The organism is Nitrobacter sp. MLSD-S21, assembly GCF_058809865.1.
This window is the reverse complement of the sequence record NZ_JBXASZ010000003.1, coordinates 516,078-538,575: the sequence shown is the minus strand read 5'-3', so window position 1 is coordinate 538,575 and position 22,498 is coordinate 516,078. Positions and strand designations below refer to the sequence as shown.

General features: G+C 61.1%; 25 protein-coding genes. 22 read left to right on the top strand and 3 right to left on the bottom strand.

The genetic code is table 11. The annotated features are described in order from the left end of the window. Nucleotides 1–248 precede the first annotated feature (248 nt). Complete coding sequence (mgtE, locus tag AC1RT6_RS12550; protein ID WP_079448006.1) at nt 249–1,619, top strand: magnesium transporter; 1,371 nt, start codon at nt 249–251, stop codon at nt 1,617–1,619. Nucleotides 1,620–1,662: 43 nt separating this feature from the next. Here mgtE and AC1RT6_RS12545 read toward each other — a convergent pair whose 3' ends face one another. Beyond that, a complete protein-coding gene (locus tag AC1RT6_RS12545) occupies nt 1,663–2,076 on the bottom strand; it encodes a hypothetical protein (RefSeq protein WP_079448005.1) in 414 nt (137 codons plus the stop codon). Between the two features lie 153 nt (nt 2,077–2,229). Next, complete coding sequence (locus tag AC1RT6_RS12540) at nt 2,230–2,835, bottom strand: hypothetical protein (protein ID WP_079448004.1); 606 nt, start codon at nt 2,833–2,835, stop codon at nt 2,230–2,232. A 296-nt stretch (nt 2,836–3,131) separates the two neighbouring features. Here AC1RT6_RS12540 and ruvC point away from each other — a divergent pair, with 296 nt between their 5' ends. From ruvC to pal, 19 genes are all read left to right on the top strand, one after another. Further along, on the top strand, nt 3,132–3,647 hold the full coding sequence (gene ruvC, locus AC1RT6_RS12535; protein WP_079448003.1) for a crossover junction endodeoxyribonuclease RuvC: 516 nt from the start codon (nt 3,132–3,134) through the stop codon (nt 3,645–3,647). Next, nucleotides 3,644–4,261: a Holliday junction branch migration protein RuvA gene (gene ruvA / locus AC1RT6_RS12530; protein ID WP_079448002.1), complete on the top strand. Its 618-nt coding sequence runs from the start codon at nt 3,644–3,646 to the stop codon at nt 4,259–4,261. Before ruvC ends, ruvA begins: the two co-directional genes overlap by 4 nt. Next, nucleotides 4,258–5,304: a Holliday junction branch migration DNA helicase RuvB gene (gene ruvB, locus AC1RT6_RS12525; protein WP_079448001.1), complete on the top strand. Its 1,047-nt coding sequence runs from the start codon at nt 4,258–4,260 to the stop codon at nt 5,302–5,304. Before ruvA ends, ruvB begins: the two co-directional genes overlap by 4 nt. Beyond that, complete coding sequence (gene ybgC, locus AC1RT6_RS12520; protein ID WP_079448000.1) at nt 5,301–5,762, top strand: tol-pal system-associated acyl-CoA thioesterase; 462 nt, start codon at nt 5,301–5,303, stop codon at nt 5,760–5,762. Before ruvB ends, ybgC begins: the two co-directional genes overlap by 4 nt. Before the next feature lie 271 nt (nt 5,763–6,033). Continuing rightward, nucleotides 6,034–6,507 (top strand): VOC family protein, encoded by a 474-nt coding sequence (locus AC1RT6_RS12515; protein ID WP_472790627.1) that lies wholly within the window; start codon nt 6,034–6,036, stop codon nt 6,505–6,507. Between the two features lie 211 nt (nt 6,508–6,718). Next, entirely contained in the window at nt 6,719–7,087 is a 369-nt protein-coding gene (locus AC1RT6_RS12510; RefSeq protein WP_079447999.1) for a YciI family protein, read from the top strand. Continuing rightward, nucleotides 7,084–8,352: an RNA polymerase sigma factor gene (locus AC1RT6_RS12505; protein ID WP_079447998.1), complete on the top strand. Its 1,269-nt coding sequence runs from the start codon at nt 7,084–7,086 to the stop codon at nt 8,350–8,352. The genes AC1RT6_RS12510 and AC1RT6_RS12505 overlap by 4 nt, the downstream gene beginning before the upstream one ends. A 100-nt stretch (nt 8,353–8,452) precedes the next feature. Further along, on the top strand, nt 8,453–8,989 hold the full coding sequence (locus AC1RT6_RS12500; RefSeq protein ID WP_472790624.1) for an SRPBCC family protein: 537 nt from the start codon (nt 8,453–8,455) through the stop codon (nt 8,987–8,989). A 539-nt stretch (nt 8,990–9,528) separates the two neighbouring features. Beyond that, a complete protein-coding gene (locus tag AC1RT6_RS12495) occupies nt 9,529–10,182 on the top strand; it encodes a glutathione S-transferase family protein (RefSeq protein WP_079448119.1) in 654 nt (217 codons plus the stop codon). A 120-nt stretch (nt 10,183–10,302) separates the two neighbouring features. After that, complete coding sequence (locus tag AC1RT6_RS12490) at nt 10,303–10,719, top strand: YciI family protein (protein WP_079447996.1); 417 nt, start codon at nt 10,303–10,305, stop codon at nt 10,717–10,719. 180 nt (nt 10,720–10,899) lie between these two features. Continuing rightward, nucleotides 10,900–11,613, top strand: coding sequence for a TetR/AcrR family transcriptional regulator (locus AC1RT6_RS12485; RefSeq protein WP_472790621.1), 714 nt, complete (start codon nt 10,900–10,902; stop codon nt 11,611–11,613). 269 nt (nt 11,614–11,882) lie between these two features. After that, nucleotides 11,883–12,383, top strand: a complete 501-nt coding sequence (locus tag AC1RT6_RS12480; RefSeq protein WP_079447994.1) for a DUF2852 domain-containing protein — start codon at nt 11,883–11,885, stop codon at nt 12,381–12,383. A gap of 520 nt (nt 12,384–12,903) precedes the next feature. Further along, nucleotides 12,904–13,617: a protein TolQ gene (gene tolQ / locus AC1RT6_RS12475; RefSeq protein WP_079447993.1), complete on the top strand. Its 714-nt coding sequence runs from the start codon at nt 12,904–12,906 to the stop codon at nt 13,615–13,617. Nucleotides 13,618–13,648: 31 nt separating this feature from the next. Continuing rightward, nucleotides 13,649–14,104, top strand: a complete 456-nt coding sequence (gene tolR / locus AC1RT6_RS12470; protein WP_079447992.1) for a protein TolR — start codon at nt 13,649–13,651, stop codon at nt 14,102–14,104. A gap of 8 nt (nt 14,105–14,112) precedes the next feature. Continuing rightward, nucleotides 14,113–15,138: a cell envelope integrity protein TolA gene (gene tolA / locus AC1RT6_RS12465; protein WP_079448118.1), complete on the top strand. Its 1,026-nt coding sequence runs from the start codon at nt 14,113–14,115 to the stop codon at nt 15,136–15,138. A 59-nt stretch (nt 15,139–15,197) separates the two neighbouring features. Then, nucleotides 15,198–16,523, top strand: coding sequence for a Tol-Pal system beta propeller repeat protein TolB (gene tolB, locus AC1RT6_RS12460; protein WP_079447991.1), 1,326 nt, complete (start codon nt 15,198–15,200; stop codon nt 16,521–16,523). A gap of 184 nt (nt 16,524–16,707) precedes the next feature. Further along, complete coding sequence (locus AC1RT6_RS12455; RefSeq protein WP_309774934.1) at nt 16,708–19,002, top strand: putative bifunctional diguanylate cyclase/phosphodiesterase; 2,295 nt, start codon at nt 16,708–16,710, stop codon at nt 19,000–19,002. 181 nt (nt 19,003–19,183) lie between these two features. Next, on the top strand, nt 19,184–19,924 hold the full coding sequence (locus AC1RT6_RS12450) for an N-acyl amino acid synthase FeeM domain-containing protein (RefSeq protein ID WP_079448282.1): 741 nt from the start codon (nt 19,184–19,186) through the stop codon (nt 19,922–19,924). Between the two features lie 249 nt (nt 19,925–20,173). Beyond that, nucleotides 20,174–20,671 (top strand): peptidoglycan-associated lipoprotein Pal, encoded by a 498-nt coding sequence (gene pal / locus AC1RT6_RS12445; RefSeq protein WP_079448281.1) that lies wholly within the window; start codon nt 20,174–20,176, stop codon nt 20,669–20,671. 19 nt (nt 20,672–20,690) lie between these two features. On the opposite strand, the gene AC1RT6_RS12440 is transcribed toward pal, so the two are convergent. After that, nucleotides 20,691–20,906: a hypothetical protein gene (locus AC1RT6_RS12440; RefSeq protein ID WP_158081557.1), complete on the bottom strand. Its 216-nt coding sequence runs from the start codon at nt 20,904–20,906 to the stop codon at nt 20,691–20,693. 102 nt (nt 20,907–21,008) lie between these two features. On the opposite strand from AC1RT6_RS12440, the gene ybgF reads away from it, so the two are divergent. Together ybgF and AC1RT6_RS12430 are read left to right on the top strand one after the other, a co-directional pair. Beyond that, nucleotides 21,009–21,932 (top strand): tol-pal system protein YbgF, encoded by a 924-nt coding sequence (gene ybgF / locus AC1RT6_RS12435; RefSeq protein ID WP_079448280.1) that lies wholly within the window; start codon nt 21,009–21,011, stop codon nt 21,930–21,932. A 169-nt stretch (nt 21,933–22,101) separates the two neighbouring features. Then, complete coding sequence (locus AC1RT6_RS12430; RefSeq protein WP_079448279.1) at nt 22,102–22,485, top strand: bleomycin resistance protein; 384 nt, start codon at nt 22,102–22,104, stop codon at nt 22,483–22,485. Nucleotides 22,486–22,498: the final 13 nt, after the last annotated feature.

Sequence of the window (22,498 nt, the reverse complement as noted above, 5' to 3'; positions counted from 1 at the left end):
CGCAGGGTCACATCAAATTTCCGAACCTGAGTGATCGCGCTTTTTTCTTGACGCCGTCCGGCTGAAGGATCATGTCAGCCAAGCGGGATGCTTGCGGCCTCGGTCGCACGCCCATCACTGGAAACCACGACATTATGCCAAGCGACAGTCCAGGTACTTTGCCAGGTACCTCGCCGACAGCGGCGCCGGTCTGAGAGCTTGATGGGCTCGCCAGGCCTGCCGTTGCCGGCAGACCACGAAGGTGAGCTATGACGGATATCCACACCGCCACAACGGACGGCGACCTCGATGTGTACGCGCTGGCCTCGCGCCTGAGCGGCGGCCATGTCGCCGATAACGTCGAAATTCTCAACCAGCTCGAACCGCAGGACGCCGCGGCGGTGCTGGTGCTTCTGCCGGTCGATACTTCGGTCGAGATTCTCGACAAGCCGGAACTATATCACGGCGCGGAGGTCATCGCCTCGCTGCCCCGGCGCACCGCCATCATCTTATTGACTGAAATGTCGGCGGACGTCGCCGCCGATATCGTCCAGCAGCTCGATGAGCCGGCGCGCAGCGAACTGATGCAGGGGCTCGACCGAAACACGCGGGCCACTATCGAGAATCTGCTCACTTACCCGGAAAACACCGCGGGCGCGATGATGACAACCGAATTCGTCAGCGTCACCGCGACCTGGACAGTGGAGCAGACCCTACAGCATATCCGCCAGGTCGAACGGACCCGCGAGACGGTCTATGCGATCTATGTACTGGACGCCTTCACGCGAAGGCTGGTGGGCGCGGTGTCGTTGCGGCGGCTGATCGCCGGTGAGCCTTCGGCCCAGATCGCCGATCTGGCGCGCGCCCCGATCACCACCTCCCCGCTAACGGATCGCGAAGAGGTCGCGCGGCTGATCTCGCGGCACGACATGCTGGCGGTGCCTGTCGTGGACAAGGCCGGGCATGTCCTCGGCATCGTCACGGTCGACGACATCATCGACGCCATCATCGAAGAAAACACCGAGGACGCCCAGAAATTCGGCGGCATGGCGGCGACTGACGAACCGTATCTGCAGGTTGGGCTGCCGGGTATGATCCGCAAGCGCGGCGGTTGGCTGTGCGTGCTGTTTATCGGCGAGCTATTGACCGCGAGCGCCATGCAGCACTTCGAGGGCGAGCTGGAAAAGGCCATCGTGCTGACGCTGTTCATCCCGCTGATCATGAGTTCGGGCGGCAACTCCGGCTCGCAGGCGACCTCGCTCCTGATCCGCGCGCTGGCGCTGCGCGAGGTCAAGCTCGGCGACTGGTGGCGCGTGGCCCTGCGCGAACTGCCGACGGGATTGATCCTCGGCGCCATGCTGGGCGTCATCGGACTGGTCCGCGTGGTGGCCTGGCAGAAGCTCGGCATTTACGACTATGGCGAGCACTGGATGCTGATCGGGCTGACCGTCGCGGCTGCGCTGATCGGCGTTGTTGTTTTCGGCTCGGTGTCCGGATCGATGCTTCCGTTTATGCTGCAACGCGCCGGCTTCGATCCCGCGAGCGCTTCGGCGCCGCTGGTGGCGACGTTGGTCGACGTCACCGGGCTGATGATCTACTTCAGCGTGGCGGTGCTGATCCTGAGCGGGACGCTGCTGTAGAGCATTTCCGCTCCACTTTGCTCGAAAACGCCATGGCGCATGCCTAATCATTTACGCCAACCTCCGTCAGAAGGAATCCGGCTGGCGTCCTGGTGAAGGTAAAAATGCTCTCGCCGCAGATGACAAAGTAGTTGTCGTTGTTCTCGCCATCTCGACCGTATTCCGCTTTCTTCCGCTGGATGCACGCACGATCTTTCGCGGGGAACAGTTCCGGATAAGCCTTCGCCCGAAACTGTGCGGCATCCGCGTACGCCTTGTCACCCATGAAAGGCAGCTTGGTCATGCTGGCGACGGCAGCCGGATCGTTCGCTTTCAAAGCCGCTCGGAACTTGACGATAAAGGCATTGAATTCCGCCTCCAAGGCAGGAGACGCGGCGGGTTTTTTCGGCGTTTGCGCGAGTGCAAGCGCAGGGCTCGTGAGGACGGACGCAAGGACGATTCTGAACAGTATGCTCATCGTGGTGAAAACCCCGGCAGAATGCGGTTGAAGGGTTAGCTCGACGCGCGACCTGACTGGCCGCCTCAATTCTCTTGGCGAATACTCTTTCCGTCCGTGCTCCAGCACCGGCGGCTTACGCTTGCCGGCCTGTTGGCTTGATCTGCCGGTTCATCATTCGGCGATGCCTTGCACAATCTCTTCTGCGGCCTTGGTTCTCATTCCGCCGATCGTTGGCTTGTCCTTGCCACATGCGAACGATGCCGCTGCATCGGCGAGTGCATGCGCAGCTTCATTGGCATTCGGGTTCGCTCCGGTGTCAACAGCGCCCATGACGCAGGCGGTATCCTGTGCGACCCGGATCACGGCGAGTACCTGGTCGCCCGAAACCGGCAAATCCTGTTTCTGGAGTTTCATCCTGACGATCGCGGCATAAGGCTCGAACTCCTTGCCCTTGCCAGACCCGCGCCAGTCGACGGCTGATCCGGCGGACCATGCTTCCACCGCCCAGATGATCTTTTGCGGGTGAGCTCCCTTCGGCCAGCGGAAGCCTATCCGCAGACGAGTTCCCAGGGCGTTGACCAGCACCTGCGCGCCACCGACGCCAGGACATGTCTTGAGTTGGTCTTCCTCGTCGCCCGGCTCGTCGCCGATCGGAGCGAAAGTGCAGTCCTTGTTGGCAATGGACGTGAACCGGCTTTGCGCGGCGGTTGGCGAATCGGCCGAAACAGCGGTGCTGACGATCGTCATCATGAAGAAAACGGCAACTGCTGTCCGCATGACGCTTGAGATTCCTCTTCGGTCCTGTCTCGGAGACGGATCTGCCGTCGCTTATGACGTGGCCATCCCGTCTCCGAGCGGACCATGTTCAGCCGAACATGGATCGATCGGTCGGATGGCGGATACGGTTTTGTCGTTACCGGAACGGGCAAGGTTCGACAAACCAGGATTCGCCGCAACGTTGCTTATCATGGCCCCGCCTCGGGAGACTGTCCTGGCCGTGCGATTGCGTTGAAACGAATAGAGCCGGAGCCCGCTTGGGGGACGCAGCGGGATGCTTTGCGCTAACATGGGCCATGACCTCCGCACCGATTCGCATTCTGGGCATTGATCCGGGCCTGCGCCGCACCGGCTGGGGCGTGCTCGACATCGAGGGCAACCGGCTGATCTTCGTCGGCTGCGGCTCGGTCGAGACGCGCGAACATATGGCGCTGGCGAGCCGGCTGCTGGCGATCCATGCCGGGCTCGGCGCGGTGCTTGACCGATTCCGTCCCGCCGAGGCTGCGATCGAGCAGACCTTCGTCAACAAGGATGGCGTGGCGACGCTGAAGCTCGGACAGGCGCGCGGCGTTGCGATGCTGGCGCCGGCGATGTTCGGCATCGCGGTGGCGGAATACGCGCCCAACCAAGTAAAGAAGACCGTGGTTGGCGCGGGACACGCCGACAAGACCCAGATCCAGGCGATGCTGAAAATCCTGCTGCCGAAAGCCGATCCGAAGAGCGCGGACGCCGCCGACGCGCTCGCTATTGCCATTACCCACGCGCATCACCGGGGCGCTGCGGCGCTGCGGATGAAGGTGGCGGGCGCATGATCGGTAAACTGAAAGGCATCATCGACTCCTACGGCGAGGACTACGTGATCCTCGATGTCGGCGGCGTCGGCTATCAGGTGCATTGCGCCTCGCGCACGCTGCAGACGCTGCCGTCGCCGGGCGAGGCGGCGGTGCTGTCGATCGAGACGTATGTGCGCGAGGACCAGATCAAGCTGTTCGGTTTCCGCACCGACCACGAGCGCGAGTGGTTCCGTCTGTTGCAGACGGTGCAGGGCGTCGGTGCGAGGGTGGCACTCGCGGTGCTGGGCACGCTGTCGCCGGCCGATCTGGCTAACGCCATTGCGCTCCGCGACAAGGCTGCGGTGGCGCGCACGCCGGGGGTCGGACCGAAGGTGGCCGAACGCATCGTCACCGAACTGAAGGACAAGGCGCCGTCCTTCGCCAATGTCGATCCGGCGGTGGTGCATCTCGCAGGCGCCGTCGATGACCAGCATGCGCCGCGCCCGGTGCGAGATGCGATCTCCGCACTGGTTAATCTCGGTTACGGTCAACCGCAGGCGACCGCAGCGATCGCGGCCGCCTCGCGCGGCGCTGGCGAAAATGCGGAGACCGCGCAACTGATCCGGCTCGGCTTGAAGGAGCTGTCGAAGTGACCACGCCATCCCGCATCGTCACGCCCGAGCGCCGCGCCGACGATGTCGGCGACACCGCGCTGCGGCCGCAGAAGCTGGCCGAGTTCGTCGGCCAGGCGCAGGCCCGCGCTAACCTGCAGATCTTCATCGATGCTGCCCGTAAACGAAAAGAGGCGCTCGACCACGTGCTGTTCGTCGGCCCTCCGGGCCTTGGCAAGACCACGCTGGCGCAAATCGTCGCGCGCGAACTCGGCGTCGGCTTTCGCGCCACCTCCGGTCCCGTGATCGCCAAGGCCGGCGATCTCGCAGCGCTTCTGACTAACCTCGAAGAGCGCGACGTGTTGTTCATTGATGAAATTCATCGCCTCTCGCCGGCGGTGGAGGAGGTGCTCTATCCGGCGATGGAGGATTTTCAACTCGATCTCATCATCGGCGAGGGGCCGGCGGCCCGCTCGGTCAAGATCGAGCTTGCGAAGTTCACCCTGGTCGGCGCCACCACGCGCGCGGGGCTTTTGACCAATCCGCTGCGCGACCGCTTCGGGATTCCGGTGCGATTGAATTTTTACACCGTCGATGAGCTGGAGAGGATCGTCAGCCGTGGCGCCCGTGTTCTCAATGTCGGCATGACGGCGGACGGCGCCAACGAGATCGCCCGCCGCGCCCGCGGCACCCCGCGCATCGCCGGCCGCCTGCTGCGCCGGGTGCGCGATTTCGCGTCCGCCGCCGATGCGGCGTCGATCGACCGGAAAATCGCCGACCACGCGCTCGGCGCGCTCGAAGTCGATGCGGCCGGTCTCGATGCGATGGACCGCCGCTACCTCACGACCATTGCGCTGAACTATGGTGGCGGACCTGTGGGGGTAGAGACCATGGCGGCGGCGCTGTCGGAGCCGCGCGACGCCATCGAGGACATCATCGAGCCGTTTTTGATCCAGTGCGGCTACCTGCAGCGCACGCCGCGCGGACGGCTGCTCACGTCACACGCGTTCCGTCATCTCGGCCTGACTGAGCCCTCGCGCGATCCCGCGCAGTTCGGATTGTTCGGGCAGGACGAAGATCAATGAATGCGTCGCCGCAGACCCGCCATCTCGACGGCGAGATTCGCGACGGCAGGCATCACATGCAAGTCCGCGTCTATTATGAGGACACGGATTTTACCGGCCTCGTCTATCACGCTAATTATCTGCGCTTCATGGAGCGTGGACGTAGCAACTATCTGCGGCTGCTCGGCGCCGACCAGCGCGCGCTGTTCGCGGAGGCCGAAAGCGAGGCGCCCAGTTTTGCCTTCGTGGTGCGCGCGATGCAGCTCGAGTTTCTGAAGCCCGCGCGGATGGACGACGTACTCGACATCGTGACGCGGCCACTGGAAGTCCGGGGCGCCTCGATCACCTTGCATCAGGAGGTGCGGTGTGGCGACGTGCTGCTGCTGGACGCGAGGGTGAAGGTGGCGTTCATATCCGAAGGGCGGGCGAAGCCGATACCCAAGGCGCTTCGTGTCGCGATGAAGGCCGATCAGGTCTGATCACCGGGGATCACACGAAGATCCCTCTTAAGATTTGAGCGCGCCTCACGCCGATATTCCGGACCACCATGCCCCGACGGTCACGATGATTTGCATGGCCGACAATGGCGGGACGTCGCCGAATCCAGGCGGAAAAATGTCTGATATAAAAATCCCTTAGTGATGTCGATCGCGGCGGGGCCGTTCGTCCTTGGGCCACGTCCTTGCGGAACCCGACGGTTGCTGGCGGGTTGCCTCGCATCAACCGGGGCGCGCAATCATGGAGCCCACGATGCCCAACATCACCCCGTTCCTTTGGTTCGATACGCAGGCCGAGGAAGCAGTGAAATTTTACACCACCGTGTTCAGCAATTCGAAGATCGTCGAAACGACCTATTATGGCGAAGGCGGCTCTAAGCCGCCCGGAACGGTGCTGACCGTCGCCTTTGATCTCGAGGGAAGGCGGTTCATCGCGTTGAACGGCGGCCCGCATTTCCAGTTCAGTGAAGCTGTCTCGTTCAGCATCGACTGTAAGTCGCAGGACGAGGTTGACTACTACTGGAACAAGCTCACCGCCGATGGCGGCGGGCCCCTTAAGTGTGGGTGGCTCAAGGACAGGTTTGGCGTGTCGTGGCAGGTGGTACCCGATATGATGCCGCGCCTGTTGCAGGATCCGGATCGAGCCAAAGCCGGTCGTGCCATGAAGGCGATGTTGAAGATGAAGAAGATCGTCATTGCCGATATCGAGGCGGCGGCGAACGGTTAGCTTCTTTTTCTCAAACCCGAACCCGTTATCCTGGTTGGGGGCCGGGAAGTCAAAAGGCGCGTTTCCATAACTCAATGGTCGCGTCGGCTATCCAAGGGCGTTTGGACCTTGCGCGTGCTGTCGCCCAAAAAATCCCCCCGGAAATTTTGTTGGGTCATGTGTCGGCTATCGGCATACTGGTTCGTCCTGAGAGGAAGAAGGACCATTGCGCATGCTCTATGCCCTACTTTGCTACCATAACGAGGATGTCGTCTGTTCCTGGAGCAAGGAGCAGGACGCTGCCGTCATGCAAAAGCTCGCGGTCGTGCAGGACAAGTTGAAGAAGCAGGGCCGGCTTGGACCGGTGGCACGGCTGCTGCCGACCACCGCGGCGACCACTTTGCGCAAGGAAAACCCGCCGTTGATCGTCGATGGTCCGTTCGCAGAAACCAAGGAGCAGTTGCTCGGGTTCTACCTGATCGACTGCAAGAACCTTGAGGAGGCGCTGGAGGCGGCGCAGGAACTCGGCGAGGCGAATCCGGGTGGCTCCTATGAAATCCGTCCCGTCGGCCTGTTCGATTCCGGAGGGGGTCTGACATGACCGACGTCGCCTGGATCGATGCGGCCCTGACGGCGGCGCGACCCCAGGCGCTCGGCGCGCTCTTGCGCTATTTCCGCAATCTCGACACAGCCGAGGAGGCGTACCAGAACGCCTGCTTGCGGGCCTTGAGGAACTGGCCGGAAAACGGGCCGCCGCGCGATCCGGCGGCGTGGCTGATCATGGTCGGGCGCAACGCCGCGCTTGACGAGGTGCGGCGGCGGAGCAAGCAGCAGGAATTACCGGACGACGATGTGATCTCCGACCTCGGCGACGCCGAGAGTGAAATCGCCGAGCGGCTCGACGGCTCGCACTACCGCGACGATATTTTGCGTTTGCTGTTCATCTGCTGCCATCCTGATCTGCCTGCGACGCAGCAGATCGCGCTGGCGCTGCGTATCGTCTCGGGTCTGACGGTGAAGCAGATCGCGCGTGCATTTCTCGTCAGCGAAGCTGCGATGGAGCAGCGCATCACCCGTGCCAAGGCGGCGGTTGCGAAAGCCGGCGTCGCGTTCGAGACGCCTGGCGCGGTCGAGCGCAGCGAGCGGCTCGGCGTCGTTGCCGCCATGATCTACCTCGTCTTCAACGAAGGTTATTCGGCGAACGGCGGCACCTCCGAGGTCCGGGCGCCGCTATGTGAGGAGGCGATTCGCCTGGCGCGGCTGCTGCTTCGGCTGTTTCAGAACGAGCCGGAGATCATGGGGCTGACGGCACTGTTGCTATTGCAGCATGCCCGCGCTGCCGCACGCTTTGATTCCGACGGCGAAGTGATCCTGCTCGAGGATCAGGACCGCAGTCTGTGGAACAGAAAGATGATCACGGAAGGCACGGCGCTGATCGACAAGGCGATGCGCCATCGTCGCGCCGGCCCCTATCAGGTGCAGGCGGCAATCGCGGCGCTTCATGCGAGCGCGCCAAAGCCGGAGGATACCGACTGGCGCCAGATCGATCTTCTTTACGCGACGCTGGAGCAATTGCAGCCGTCGCCGGTGGTGACGCTCAATCGCAGCGTGGCTCTCTCCAAGGTGAAGGGGCCGGAAGCGGCGCTCGCGCTGATCTCGCCGCTGGAGCAGCGCCTGTCAGGCTATTTTCACTTCTTCGGCGCGAAGGGCGCATACCTGATGCAACTCGGCCGCGACGAGGAAGCCCGCGTTGCATTCGACCGCGCCATCGCGCTCGCCAATACCTCGGCGGAGGCGGCGCATATCCGCATGCATCTGGATCGGCTGATGAAAGACGGCGCGCCTCGCACCAGGGCGGCGGAGTAGGGTTCTGGGGGCTGATTCAAAAAAGTGTCCGGCCCTGTCGGGATGTCGCCTCGCCGTTCGTCCTTGGGCTGTCCTGTTTATCCAGACTTGAGGGATTGCCATGTTGAAAGTCCTTGCCGCCGTCATTGCCATCATCGTCATTGCTCTCGCCGTTGTTCTAATACTGGCTTCGACCAAGCCCGATACGTTCCGCGTTGAGCGGTCGGCCGTCATCAAGGCGTCGCCGGAGAATGTCTTCCCGCTGATTGCCGACTTCCATCAGTGGGGACGGTGGTCGCCTTATGAGACCCGCGATCCCGCGATGAAGCGGACCTACGGCGGCGCCGAACGCGGCAAAGGTGCGACCTACGCCTGGGAAGGCGACAGCAATATCGGCACGGGCCACATGGAAATCCTCGATGCGCCCGCTTCCCAGAATGTCGTCATCAAGCTCGATTTCCTGAAACTCTTCGAGGCGCACAACACCGCCGAATTCACATTGCAGCCTCAGGGCGATGGCACCCGTGTCACATGGACGATGCAGGGGCCGACGCCGTTCATCGGCAAGATCATGCACGTGTTCATCAACATGGATCGCATGGTCGGTACTGATTTCGAGGCTGGTCTCGCCAATCTGCGCAAGGCAGTGGAAAGCTGAATTAACCGCTCATACTTGGGGGAGCAGGATGAAAATCAATTCCCATGTCCCCTTCGAGGACACACGCGAGAGATTCGCTTATTTTTCCTCTCGCGCAGTCGTGTTCGCGATGCCGTGACGGCGGCCGAAGAGCTATTTCACGTAGAAGACGCAGGCTGCGATCACCAGCAGCGCCGTTACCGCCATGATATGCGCGAACATATCGGCGAGCGTGCCGGAAGCCGTCCGCTTTGTGGCATCGGTCATGGTGTCCTCCCCCATTTGGTTTTGGCCAGTGTGGTTCGGGCATGACTCATCACGGCTTGCGCGCGAGCCAAAATTGAATCGATGTTTACGCGGAACGCCCCTTGGAATTGCTGCGCCCGCATCTTGTCCCCGCGGCCGAAGCAATGATGCAAGCGTGATCAAGCAATGCGGCGGGAATTTGTTGCGATGGAAAACGCGCGATACGCGCTCATGTGCGCTTGACGACGCGTGATGGTTTCGTCTTGCGTCATCACATGCAGTGCTGCAAAGCGCTCGCTTATCGGGAGAACATCATGCCGCTGACGCTGTACATGCATCCGCTGTCGTCCTATTGCCACAAGGCACTAATCGCGTTCCATGAGAACGCGACGCCGTTCACGGCTATGTCGGTCGATCTCGGCGATCCGGACGAGCGCGCGGTGCTGCTGAAGCTGTGGGGTGTCGGCAAATTTCCGGTGTTGCAGGATGCCGCCCGCGGCGAGGTGGTGCCGGAATCCAGCATCATCATTGAGTATATCGACAGGTATTATCCGGGCGGGACGCGGTTCATCCCGCAAGATCGCGACGCGGAGCGCGAGGTGCGGCTGAAGGACCGCTTTTACGATCTGCACATTCACAACCATATGCAAAAGGTGGTCGGCGACCGGCTACGGCCAGCCGGTAGCAAGGACCCGCACGGCGTTGAGGATGCGAAAACGCGGATGCGCGCGGCTTATGACATCGCCGAGCGCGAGATGGCATCGCGCAGCTGGGCAGCCGGCGACGATTTCTCGATGGCGGATTGCGCAGCCGCGCCGGCGTTGTTCTATGCCGCCAGGGTGCTGCCATATGCTGACAGCCATCCACATCTTGCCGCCTATCTGGAACGTCTCAAGGCGCGACCGTCCTATGCCCGCGTGCTGAAGGACGCCGAGCCGTATTTCCACATGTTTCCGCAGGGCGACTGAGGGATCAGCGCACACGCCTAAAAATTTCTACCGGACATGTCGGAGAGGCCGCAGTCCGCCCGTCTTCATTGCGGGGCCGCCAAGAAACGGCCTGGATCACTGGATCGAAGGAGAATCGCGATGCGTTTCATGGTGATTGTGAAGGCGACGAAGGAAACCGAAGCGGGCGAGATGCCGAGCACCGAAATGCTGACCGCGATGGGTCGGTTCAACGAAGAGATGGTGAAGGCCGGTGTGATGCAGGCGGGCGAGGGGTTGCATCCGACCTCGAAAGGCGCGCGCATCAAATATTCAGGCGCTGCACCTGTGGTGACAGAGGGCCCATTCCCGGTGACCAGTGATCTCGTCTGCGGATTCTGGCTGATCGAGGTCGGTTCAAAAGACGAGGCGATCCAGTGGATGAAACGCGCGCCTTTCGCACCCGGAGATGAACTCGAACTGCGTCAGGTGTTCGACGCGGAGGATTTCGGCGAGGCGTTCACGCCGGAACTGCGCGAGCAGGAAGAACGGTTGCGCGCAGAGGTCGCGCGCCGATAGGCTCCGCATCAGGCCGCCACAGCCATTGGCCGACTTCCGGCGAACCGGCCTCGTTTGACCGGAGGTCGGGGTTCGCCGCGACGGGTTGCGGTTCTTCATGCTGGATTTCGCCCTGCTTCTCGAATGAAAGCAGGACGAAACGAGTGGTGTTTCCCGCGTGCTCATGTAAAAACTCTTCACATGAGTTGGCGCAAGGACCATCGCCGCCCGGAGCGGGGCTACCATCACGGCAATCTGAAGGAGGCCCTGCTGGAGGCGGCACTCGGCCTGATCGCCGAGAAAGGCGCGGCGGGTTTCACCTTCGCCGATGCGGCGCGTTCCGCAGGCGTCAGTCCGGCGGCGCCGTACCGGCACTTCCGTGATCGCGATGAACTGCTGGCGAGCATCGCGCAACGCGGCTTCGAGCAGTTCGAGGCGGTGTTGACCAAGGCATGGGATGACGGACGCCCGGATACCGTCAGCGCGTTCGAGCGCGTCGGCCCCGCTTATCTCGCCTTCGCCCGCAACGAACCGGCTTATTACTCGGCGATGTTCGAATCCGGGCTGCCGACCGATGTCAATCCGATGCTGTCAGCCGCGAGCGAGCGCGCCTTCAGCATCATTCGCGCCGCGGCGGAACGGCTTGCAGCACTGACACCGCCGGGCGTCGCGCGACCACCGGCTTTGATGATGGCGCTGCATATCTGGTCGTTGGCGCACGGCATAGCCTCCCTGTTCGGCCGCGGCGACGCGGCGCGACGCAAGCTGCCGATGTCCGCCGAAGATCTGCTCGAAGCCGGCGTGCTGATTTATCTGCGAGGGCTCGGCTTTCCGACCGAACGCAGGTCGCCTGAAGACCCGAACGCCCCGGCCAAGCCGCCGCGAGGGCCGTGGGATCAAAAGTCCGCGACCTGACCAACCGTTCAGCTGCGCGTATACCGGGACTGGGTTTTATCGTGCGGTCGCGGCAATCGGCCAAGAGCTTCTTATGGATAGGCTTTCCGATCTGCTCGCCAGTATTTGCCGCTTTCAATGTGACGAGACCTTACAACGGCGGGAAACCGTAGCACCGCCAAAACCCCGCATTTCCAGTCAAAGTCACGCTTGACAAAAGCCTTTAGTGGGCTACCTATGTAAATGTTATTTACATTCACGTGGCATGACGCCGTTCATGGAGAAGGCCTATGGCCCACACCGCTGACTACGATCGCTGGAATGGCCCCAACAATGCGCGGGGCCAAGGTCAGCCCCCGTATTCCCACTGTTTCACGGACGCGCCCTGGCATCCGTTCCGGATTGTCCTGATCGTGCTGGGCTTCATGGTGTGGTGGCCGATCGGTCTCGCGATTCTCTTTTTCACTCTAGGGAGCAGGAAAATGGGCTGCTGGAGCAACGACCGGTTTGAGAGCAAAATGCAACGGATGCAGTACAAGATGGACCGGATGCGGGACCATATGGAGCGCCGCGGTTTTGGCTTCCGCGGTTTTGGCGCGCCGTCCAGCGGTAACCGCGCCTTCGACGAGTATCGCATGGAGACGCTGCGGCGGCTCGAGGACGAGCAGAAGGAGTTCAAGGACTTTCTCGAACGGCTTCGTCACGCCAAGGACAAGGAAGAGTTCGATGCCTTCATGGCCCAGCATCGCACCCAGCCGACGCCGCCGAACGATAGGCCGCAAGACCAGTAGTCACTAATCGGACGCTGCGACCGGCGCTGGTTTTGACGCTGCCCGGCTTCCACCAACCGATAGGAAAGCCCGCCTGTCCCGACAGGCGGGCTTTTTCTCATCTGCGGGTCTGAAGCCTCTCTCGATTCAGGCGTCGGATCATCGCCACACGCCCATTGAGCCGGAACTCCCGTCCTGGGGAATAATCGACGGTCGGCCACCTCCACCCGCTCTCCGCCGGGCACGGCTCACGGTGAGCAAGGGTTGGAATATTAAGGCGGATTTCAGAGCCTCAATCCTCTTTGGTAACCTGGTCTTAACCATGATTAGCGTTTGGTTACAGCCGTAAAGGCGCGCCGTTAGCCCTCGTTTTGACACGTTGGCAGGGGATGCAGGCTCCGGCATTGGACAGACCCCCCAAGTGACTCAACCGGCTTGTTACGTGGCGCTTTTACGCCGCGTGAGTTCGTGGCCGCGAAACTGGCGGCTTGAGGTCGCGCCTCGCGTCGAAGGGATATCTTGCGTTGAGAGGAAACTGCTCATGAATCCGGCCGACGTGGCGCAGTCAGCCTTGCCCCTAGCTTCGGCCGACGTGTCGCTGATTACGCTTTTTTTTCACGCTCACTGGATCGTGAAAGCAGTCATGTTGGGCCTGTTAGCCTGCTCGGTGTGGGTGTGGGCGATCGCGATCGACAAGATCTTTCTCTACGCCCGCACCAAGCGCGCGATGGACCGTTTCGAGCAAGCCTTCTGGTCAGGGGAGTCGATTGAGGACCTGTACCGGGCGTTGTCGGCCAAGCCGACACAATCGATGGCGGCCTGTTTCGTTGCAGCGATGCGCGAGTGGAAACGTTCTTTCGAAAGTCAGGCGCGCTCGATTGCCGGGCTTCAGATGCGGATCGAGAAAGTGATGAACGTTTCCATCGCGCGGGAGATCGAGCGGCTGGAACGGCGGTTGCTGGTGTTAGCGACCGTAGGCTCTGCCGGTCCTTTCGTTGGCCTGTTTGGGACCGTGTGGGGCATTATGTCGAGCTTCCAGTCGATCGCCGCATCGAAGAATACCTCGCTCGCGGTGGTGGCGCCGGGCATTGCCGAGGCGCTGTTTGCAACGGCAATCGGCCTTATCGCCGCCATCCCCGCGACTATTTTTTACAATAAGTTCACTGCGGAAGTGAATCGTCAGGCCCAGCGCCTTGAGGGTTTTGCCGACGAGTTTTCCGCGATCCTCTCACGTCAGATCGACGAGCGGGCGTGAGGTCAAGCGGCATGGAAACGGGCGGTCCATCATGGCAATGAATCCGGCAGCGGCTTCCTCCAGCGGTGGTGGACGAAGAGGACGGCGGCGGTCACAGCCGATGGCCGAGATCAACGTCACGCCCATGGTCGACGTCATGCTGGTGCTTCTCATCATCTTCATGGTGTCGGCACCGCTTTTGACCGTGGGCGTTCCGCTCGATTTGCCGCAGACCCAGGCCAAAAGCCTCGAGCAGGACAAGACGCCCTTGCAGTTGTCGGTTGATGCTCAGGGACGGATTTTCATCAACGACACCGAAGTCACGATGGAGGAGCTGGTTCCGAAATTGACGGCGATCACCGATGCACGCGGCGGTCTTGACGAGCGCATCTTCATGCGCGCCGACAAGAAGGCCGACTACGGCACGGTGGCGCGAGTGATGGGTCGGCTGTCGGGCGCCGGGTTCAAGCGTCTGGCGCTGGTCACCGAAGTGGAGCAGGGATCTTAAGGTTGAAGATCAAGGTCGATAAGACATTGGCAGCATCGGTTGCCCTGCACGTCCTTGTGATCGGGTGGGGGTTGGTGTCGTTTTCGTCGAAGGCTTTCGAATCGGTGCCAGAGGAATCTTTGCCGGTCGACATCATCTCCGCCGATCAACTTGCCCACGTCACGGCGGGAATGAAGACCGGCAAGAAGGAAAAACCGAAACCCCTGGTCGAGAAGGTCGCCGAGGCCACACCTCCGCCGGAGGACACTGTCGGCAAGATCGACGACAAGAAGCCGCCGGTCATGACCGACGTGGCACCCAAAGAACAACCAAAACCAGATGACAAGGCCGCTGCCGAGGCTGCCGCAGCAGCAGCGAAGGCCGAGGCGGCAGCCAAAGCAGCCGACGCAAAGGCCAAGGCGGATGCGAAAGCCAAAGCAGAGGCCGCGAAGGCCGAGGCGGAAGCCTTAGCTGAGGCAAAGGCGGAGGCTCAAGCCAAGGCCAAGGCGAAGGCCGAAGCGCAGGCGAAAGCAAAAGCCGAGGCGAAAGCGAAAGCGGAAGCCAAAGCCAAAGCCGAGGCAAAGGCCAAGGCAGAAGCCGAGGCGAAAGCCCAGGCAGAGGCGAAGAAGGCTGAGCGCGTGTTCGACCAATCAAAGATTGCGGCGCTGCTTGACAAGCGCGAGCCCACCCGCCGCTCGGTCACCGGAGACACGCTGAATCCGAATGCCGCGCTCGGCCTCGCTCATGGCAAGGCCGCGGACAATTCCGCGACCTGGGGGTCGATGTTCAAGTCCCAGGTCGAGCGCTGCTGGAAAAAGCCCTATGGCGGGCTCGAAGCTCAGATGACCGAAGCGGTGTTCAGCATCAAGCTGAAACGCGACGGCACACTGGAGACCACGCCGACCGCGATCAGCAACCCGTCGACACCCTACTTCCGCGTTTATCAGGAAAGCGCGCTGCGCGCGATCATTGAATGCCAGCCGTACAATCTGCCTGCGGCATATTTCGACGAATGGAAGTTTTTCGAGCCCGTATTCACAGAACGAAAGTCGTAAGCAACGAACGTTGCGGATGAAAAGTCTGACCGATGATCGAGAGAAATGGATTGCAGAGAATGCCGTTCCGTCTGAACCGCCGACACATGATTTCCGGGATGGCATCGGCTGCCGTGTTGCTGGGCGGCCGGCAAGCCTTCCCCCAGGCGCGGGTCCAGATCACCGAGGGCAACGTCGCGCCGCTCCCGATCGCCATTCCGAATTTCATTGCCGGTTCGCCGTCGGATAGCGAGGTCGGTGCCGGCGTCGCCAAGGTCATCACCAACAATCTCAAGCGCAGCGGGTTGTTCGCGCCAATCGACCAGGCCGCGTATATCCAGAAGATAACCAATATCGACGTGCCGCCGCAGTTCGCCGACTGGAAGACCATCAACGCACAGGCGCTGGTGACCGGACGTATGACGCGTCAGGGCGACGGGCGGCTCAAGGCCGAGTTTCGTTTGTGGGATGTCGCGACCGGCCAGCAGCTTGCAGGCCAGCAATATTTTACATCGCCGGAATATTGGCGGCGGATCGCGCACATCATCTCGGATCAGATTTACGAGCGTTTGACCGGCGAGAAAGGCTATTTCGACAGCCGCGTGGTGTTCGTCGATGAGTCCGGAACAGCGCAGCACCGCGTCAAGCGGCTGGCCCTGATGGATCAGGACGGCGCCAACGTGCGCTACCTCACGCGCGGAGCTGACCTCGTGATCACCCCGCGCTTTTCGCCGTCGACCCAGGAAATCACCTATATGGAATTCGGGCAGGGCGATCCCCGGGTCTATCTGTTCAACATCGAAACCGGCCAGCGCGAAATCGTCGGCAACTTCCCCGGTATGTCGTTCGCGCCGCGGTTCGCGCCGGATGGCCAACGCATCATCATGAGCCTGCAGCAGGGTGGAAACTCGAACCTGTTCGTGATGGACATTCGCTCGAAGTCGACGACACGTCTGACGGACACGCCGGCGATCGACACGTCGCCCTCGTATTCGCCGGACGGCGCCCGCATCTGTTTTGAGTCGGATCGCGGCGGCAAACCGCAAATTTATGTGATGGGAGCGACCGGCGGCGGGGCCCAACGCATCTCGTTCGGGGAAGGCTCCTACTCGACTCCGGTATGGTCACCCCGCGGTGACTACATCGCCTTCACGAAGCAAGGCGGTGGTCAGTTTTCCATCGGCATTATCAAGCCGGACGGTTCCGGCGAACGAATTCTGACGTCGGGATTTCACAACGAGGGTCCGACCTTCGCGCCTAACGGGCGGGTCCTGATGTTCTTCCGCGACCCCGGCGGCAACGCTGGACCATCGCTTTATACGATCGACGTCTCCGGCCGCAACGAACTGAAAGTTCCCACGCCTGGTTTTGCGTCCGATCCGGCATGGTCGCCCTTGCTCTCATAAGCCGGATCCCCGAGCCGAAACCGGATCGGCGTCGGTTGGACCTTGATCCTATAACATTCTGTTTTACAGGGTAAATTCGGCCTTCAGGTGACTGGTTCAAACGTCTCGCTAACGATGTTCGCTCAGAAAGGCTTCACTAGCGGCCGGTAACACTGTGCGCGCGGAAAGGATGCGCGCGCAGTCGATGCAGTTGGCCGACCACCATCGCGATACCGATACGATGTCGCCAGCGATATATGCGGCGCTTGTGGGTTCGCTATTCCAGAATCCGGCGCCGATGTTGGCTGGCGCGGTCTGCGCTGCGATTGCGGCGGTCATGACCGCATTGAAGACCGGCAACCATCTGCTGTGGCCATGCGCGGTGCTTCTGGTCCTGATTGGCATGCTCCGCACTTTCGACATGGCGAAATACAAGAATCGCCGTTCGGATCTGACCGTAGGCGAAGCCGCGCGCTGGGAGGCCCGCTATCAGATCGGAGCGGTGCTCTACGCAATTGTGCTTGGCGCATGGTGCGCCATCGCGCTTCTGATGACCGACGACGCCGTCGCGCACATGATCTGCATCTCGGTCACCACGGGCTATGTGGCGGCCGGCGCCGGCCGCGCCTACGGACGCCCATGGATTTTCCACCTGCAGATTCTGCTGACCTGCGGGCCGATGGCTGGGGCGATGGCGCTGAAAGGCAGTCCTTACTACCTTGGGATGGCGCTTCTCACCCTGCTGTATTTCCTTGGTCTCGAGAGGATCACGACCAGACTACAGCAGATTTTTCTCCGCGCCTTGATCGCGCGCGAACGCGAAGCCGCGCTCGCCGGCCAGTTCGACACCGCGCTGAACAACATGCCGCATGGCCTGTGCATGTTCGGCGCAGACGGTCGCCTTGGCGTGATGAACTATCGTTTCAGTGAAATGATGCATCTCGCCGACGACTTCGTGCATCGCAGCGTCGGCGCAGCGGATGTCATCGCCGCATGCGTGGCCGCCGGAACGATGTCGTCCGAAAACGGGCGGACGATTATCTCGGAGATCGAGAATTCGCAGGCCGGCGCAATCGTGACCACCGACGTGGATATGGAGCAGGGGCGGGCGTTATCGTGGACGTTCCAGCCGATGGCCGTCGGCGGCGCGGTCGTGCTGGTCGAGGACATCACGGAGCGGCGCAAGGCGGAAGCGAGAATCAACCATCTCGCTCGCTTCGATCCGCTTACCGAATTGCCCAACAGGCTCAGCTTCCGCGACGAAATCGAACGCCTGCTGGCGATTTCCAATAGTGCGCCGAGGCTATCGGCGCTGCTGTTCATCGATCTCGATCAGTTCAAGCAGATCAATGATACGCTGGGTCATCCCTGCGGGGATCGCCTGTTATGCATTGTCGCCGACAGACTCCGGGGAATGCTTCGCCCGGAGGACTTCGTCGCGCGATTCGGCGGCGACGAATTCGTGGTGTTTCAGCAAAACATCCAGTCGGCGGAGGAGGCGGCCGCGCTATCCCGCCGCATCGTCGAACGGCTCACCGAGCGATATGAAATTGATCGCCATCTTGTCGAGATCGGCGCGAGCATCGGTATCGCAATGACATCACCTGGCATCACGGCCGACAACATTCTGAAGCACGCCGACATGGCGCTCTACCGTGCCAAGGCCGATGGCCGGGGAACCTTCTGCTTCTTCCGCAACGAGATGGCTGAAACGGTCGAATCGCGCCGCGCCCTCGAACTCGATCTACGCAACGCACTGGCCAAGGAAGAGTTCGAACTGTTCTATCAGCCGCTGGTCAATCTGAAGTCGGGCCGGATCACCGCCTGCGAGGCACTCCTGCGCTGGAATCATCCCTCGCGCGGTACAGTGTCGCCGATGGACATCATTCCGGTGGCGGAGGAGATGGGGATCATCATCGATCTCGGCCGCTGGATTTTGCGCAAGGCCTGCATGGAATGCATGACGTGGCCGGAGGTTGTCAGCGTCGCCGTCAATTTCTCGTCGGAGCAATTCCATCAGCGCGACATCCTGAGCGAAGTCCGCTATGCCTTGGAGGTTTCCGGTCTTCCGGCGCACCGCCTCGAAATCGAGATTACAGAATCGTCGTTACTGCGCAACACGCAGTGGACCCACGACGCGCTGAGCCAATTGCGCTCCGCGGGCGTGAGGATTTCACTCGACGATTTTGGCACAGGGTATTCGAGCCTTAGCTATTTGCACAATTTCCCGCTCCAGAAGGTCAAGATCGATCGCTCGTTTCTGGAAGGGATCGATACGGACCGGCCCCTGATGCTATTGCGTGGTGTGGCTCGGCTGAGCGCCGATCTCGGCATGGCCGTCGTCGTCGAAGGCATTGAAACCAACGAGCAGCTCGATCTCGTCAGCGTCGATGGCACGGTGACGGAAGCGCAAGGCTATCTGTTCAGCCGACCGGTCTCGGCGGCAGGCATCCGTCGGCTGCTCGACGCCTCTCATGGACGTCGTCTGATGGCAGTGTGAAGGTCGTCCGGTCGATCGCTTAGATTTCTCCCTAAGGGCATGCCACCACCTCCGAGTCGAGGGTGGTCCATTGAAAGAATGTGAGGATACACTAACATTAATGTTTTGTTATCTTTTCATTTTATTAACGAATCGTTAACCTTCGATTGTCTGCTGGAATCAGACGGCGAGGGTGCTCCCAATGAGTTTGGCTCTAACAGTCGCCAAGCCTGTAGACCGAAGTATCGAACTTCTGGATCGGGTTGATTATCGCTTGGTGGAAACGCCGGCAGATAGGGATATCATCTACCGCCTTCGATATCGTGCCTACCTGAATGAGGGCGCGATCGAGACCAACCGCGACCATAAAATCTTCGATCGTTTCGACGATATGCCGAATTCCTGGATTTTTGGCATCTATCTGGACGGCGCGCTCGCCAGTTCCATTCGTCTCAGCATTTCGTCGCCGGAGCATCCGCGCAGTCCCTCGGTGGATGTGTTTAACGATTATCTCCAGCCGGAAGTCGATCGGGGCAAGGTTATGGTCGACCCGACCCGCTTCGTGGCGGATCCGGAGCTCGCGGGCCGATTTCCTGAATTGCCCTACATCACGCTCCGTCTATGCTTCGTCGCCTGCAGTTTCTTCAATGCGGACCTTGGTCTGGCCACCGTTCGCGCCGAACACCGGTCGTTCTACCGGCGTTTATTTGATCACCAGCCGTTGAGTCCTCCACGCCGGTATCCTGGTCTCGTCAAGCCGATCTGTCTGATGGCGGTCGATTTTCCGGCCTCGCGCGAAAAGGTCTTTGCCCGCTATCCGTATCTCCGTTCGAGCTATTTCGAACGTCGAATGTTATTCGAGCGCAGAGCTGGCGCCGCAACTCTGGTGCCCACCGATTCTCCGTTTTCGTTCGCGCGACCCTCGATCGTCCCGAGGTCCTGATATCCGACCTATTGTTGTGATGTATGATGTGGGTTCAGGGGCGGACTCCGCGGACCGCACGGTTGTGAAATCGCTGTCGGTTCACCCTCGCGCCACATTTGCGGCTTATTAACCATCGCGGGCGCTTCTTTCGCAAACATGGCATTTGATGCAATCGAGCAACCTCTCATCAAGGTTGACGGAACGTTCGCTTAACCATCACCCTGTAGAGCGAATAACAGTGGAAAACGCGAGCGTGGAGGCTCCGGAATGTTAAATCAGAAGCGATTCCTCCGGGGATTGAAGCTCGCCGCCGTGGTTGCGGCGGCGCTGTCGATGGGTGCTTGCGCTAATAAAAATCCGATGGACGGGAGGGGCGGCGGGATGGCCGGCGCCGCGACCCCGGGCAGCCAGCAGGATTTCGTGGTCAATGTCGGCGATCGCGTTTTCTTCGAGAGCGACCAGACCAGCCTGTCGCCACAGGCGATAACGACGCTGGAGAAACAGGCGCATTGGCTGCAGACCTACAATCGCTATTCCTTCACCGTCGAAGGCCATGCGGATGAACGAGGCACCCGCGAGTACAACATTGCGCTCGGCGCCCGCCGCGCGCAGACGGTTCGCTCTTTCCTTGCGTCGCGCGGCATCGATCCGGGCCGGATGCGGACTATTTCCTATGGCAAAGAGCGCCCGGTCGCGGTCTGCAACGACATTTCCTGCTGGTCCCAGAACCGTCGCGCTGTCACGGTGCTCAACGCCAGTTCCTGAGGCGTCCCTTATTTTGTTTTCAGCCGGCGCTCTTGGGGCGCCGGTTTTTTTGCGCCAGGACGATCGATGAAATAAAAGCCGGCTTCTGCCTTCTGTCTTGACGATGCAAACCGGCTGTTATCTGCAGCTCAAGCCAGAGGGCGCCGTTTTCACCCTTAACGCCACGAAAATATTTAAGGAGAAGACTGACCGGCAAGATCGTCGTAAAGTGATTGTTGTTGTTGGACCAAGTCACATTTTCGGCGTACTGAAGTTTTCAATGGGTGCGCTTTCGATGTGACGTTTATTCAGTCGACAGGCCAAAATGTCATCCATACCTTCGAGGTTTGCACGCGCAATGGCCGTTGCCACGATGCTCGTGCTTTCGTCACATGTCTCCGCGCAATATGACGTCGATCCCGAACTCCGCATCCAGCAACTGGAACAGCAGCTGCGAACCCTGACCGGGCAGAACGAAGAGTTGCAGCACCGGAATCGGATGCTCGAACAACAGCTGCAGCAGTTGCAGCCTGGAACGGCATCACCTGGCGTCGCGGCGACTGCGCCGGCAAATCCAAACGCCGGTTCGCCTCAGCCGAATTACGATCAGCGAGGAGGTCAGCCACCCCTCGTGCAGGAGCAGGTCGTGCCCGTGCCTGCGCAAGGTCATCGGGGTGATGCCTTCAACCCCAGTCAGAACCCTAATGCCCCGGGTGCGCCGCGCGCGCTCGGCGGCGGACAGATGCCGGTCCCGGCGACGGCCGTAGGTTCGCCCGGCGGCCGCGAAGCCGGCGCTCCGCTCGATCTCGCCAACGTCGGTCCACGCTCTTCGGGGAACTATCCGACGACCGGCAACGCCCCGCTCAATTCGGGGGGCCTGACAACACTGCCGCCATCGGCGACGCCGCGGGACGAATTCGATCTTGGCATTGGCTACATGCAGCGCAAGGACTATGCGCTTGCCGAGGAAACCATGCGCAATTTCACCCAGAAATACCCTTCCGATGCTCTGACGGGTGACGCGCAGTACTGGCTCGGAGAAAGCCTGTTTCAGCGTCAGAAATATCGCGAGGCTGCTGAGTCTTTCCTGGGCGTGACCACAAAGTACGACAGTTCGGCAAAGGCGGCCGATGCGTTGCTTCGGCTCGGACAATCGCTGGCCGCGCTGAAAGAAAAAGAGGCCGCCTGCGCCGCGCTTGGTGAGGTCACGCGCAAATATCCCCGCGCCTCCGCCGGAGTGAAACAGGCCGTGGACCGTGAGCAGAGGCGGGTAAAATGCTAGCGCATGATCCGCCACAGTGTGAGCGGTTTGGCGAAAGATCATGCGTATTCTCAATATTCGAGTGCGATCGGACGCAAAACCGGAAACCACTTTTGCGGATCGCGCTCTAGAGAACATGCGCCGGATCGCGTAAATTCGGGCGGGTCTCCGACTGTAAGGAGCGTGTCCGATGAGCCCTCATGCCCCGCAATTTTGTTCGGCCGCGACCCTGTTCGTGGTCCAGGACGTCCCCAAAGCCGTTGCTCATTATCGCGACGTCCTCGGCTTCAAGGTCGGCTTCACCTACGGTGATCCGGTTTTCTACGGCGGCGTCGAGCGGGGCGACGTCACGATTCATTTCCAGGCCGAGAACAAGACGCCACGCGAATCCGGCCAAGGCGCCGTCAACGTGTTTGTGACCGAGGTCGACGCGCTGCACGATGAGCTGAAGTCGCGCGGGGCGACCATAGTGCATCCGCCGGGCGATCGTCCCTACGGCATGCGTGATTTCGATATCGACGATCTGGACGGCAACCGCCTGACATTTGGGATGGGCATCGGTGGTTCGGACTAGATCGACCGCACAA

Bases quoted from the DNA above. Each gene is read 5' to 3' on its own strand.
- mgtE (WP_079448006.1), top strand. From the start codon at position 249: ATGACGGATATCCACACCGCCACAACGGACGGCGACCTCGATGTGTAC.
- AC1RT6_RS12545 (WP_079448005.1), bottom strand. From the start codon at position 2,076: ATGAGCATACTGTTCAGAATCGTCCTTGCGTCCGTCCTCACGAGCCCT.
- AC1RT6_RS12540 (WP_079448004.1), bottom strand. From the start codon at position 2,835: ATGCGGACAGCAGTTGCCGTTTTCTTCATGATGACGATCGTCAGCACC.
- ruvC (WP_079448003.1), top strand. From the start codon at position 3,132: ATGACCTCCGCACCGATTCGCATTCTGGGCATTGATCCGGGCCTGCGC.
- ruvA (WP_079448002.1), top strand. From the start codon at position 3,644: ATGATCGGTAAACTGAAAGGCATCATCGACTCCTACGGCGAGGACTAC.
- ybgC (WP_079448000.1), top strand. From the start codon at position 5,301: ATGAATGCGTCGCCGCAGACCCGCCATCTCGACGGCGAGATTCGCGAC.
- AC1RT6_RS12515 (WP_472790627.1), top strand. From the start codon at position 6,034: ATGCCCAACATCACCCCGTTCCTTTGGTTCGATACGCAGGCCGAGGAA.
- AC1RT6_RS12510 (WP_079447999.1), top strand. From the start codon at position 6,719: ATGCTCTATGCCCTACTTTGCTACCATAACGAGGATGTCGTCTGTTCC.
- AC1RT6_RS12505 (WP_079447998.1), top strand. From the start codon at position 7,084: ATGACCGACGTCGCCTGGATCGATGCGGCCCTGACGGCGGCGCGACCC.
- AC1RT6_RS12500 (WP_472790624.1), top strand. From the start codon at position 8,453: ATGTTGAAAGTCCTTGCCGCCGTCATTGCCATCATCGTCATTGCTCTC.
- AC1RT6_RS12495 (WP_079448119.1), top strand. From the start codon at position 9,529: ATGCCGCTGACGCTGTACATGCATCCGCTGTCGTCCTATTGCCACAAG.
- AC1RT6_RS12490 (WP_079447996.1), top strand. From the start codon at position 10,303: ATGCGTTTCATGGTGATTGTGAAGGCGACGAAGGAAACCGAAGCGGGC.
- AC1RT6_RS12485 (WP_472790621.1), top strand. From the start codon at position 10,900: ATGAGTTGGCGCAAGGACCATCGCCGCCCGGAGCGGGGCTACCATCAC.
- AC1RT6_RS12480 (WP_079447994.1), top strand. From the start codon at position 11,883: ATGGCCCACACCGCTGACTACGATCGCTGGAATGGCCCCAACAATGCG.
- tolQ (WP_079447993.1), top strand. From the start codon at position 12,904: ATGAATCCGGCCGACGTGGCGCAGTCAGCCTTGCCCCTAGCTTCGGCC.
- tolR (WP_079447992.1), top strand. From the start codon at position 13,649: ATGGCAATGAATCCGGCAGCGGCTTCCTCCAGCGGTGGTGGACGAAGA.
- tolB (WP_079447991.1), top strand. From the start codon at position 15,198: ATGCCGTTCCGTCTGAACCGCCGACACATGATTTCCGGGATGGCATCG.
- AC1RT6_RS12455 (WP_309774934.1), top strand. From the start codon at position 16,708: ATGCAGTTGGCCGACCACCATCGCGATACCGATACGATGTCGCCAGCG.
- AC1RT6_RS12450 (WP_079448282.1), top strand. From the start codon at position 19,184: ATGAGTTTGGCTCTAACAGTCGCCAAGCCTGTAGACCGAAGTATCGAA.
- pal (WP_079448281.1), top strand. From the start codon at position 20,174: ATGTTAAATCAGAAGCGATTCCTCCGGGGATTGAAGCTCGCCGCCGTG.
- ybgF (WP_079448280.1), top strand. From the start codon at position 21,009: ATGGCCGTTGCCACGATGCTCGTGCTTTCGTCACATGTCTCCGCGCAA.
- AC1RT6_RS12430 (WP_079448279.1), top strand. From the start codon at position 22,102: ATGAGCCCTCATGCCCCGCAATTTTGTTCGGCCGCGACCCTGTTCGTG.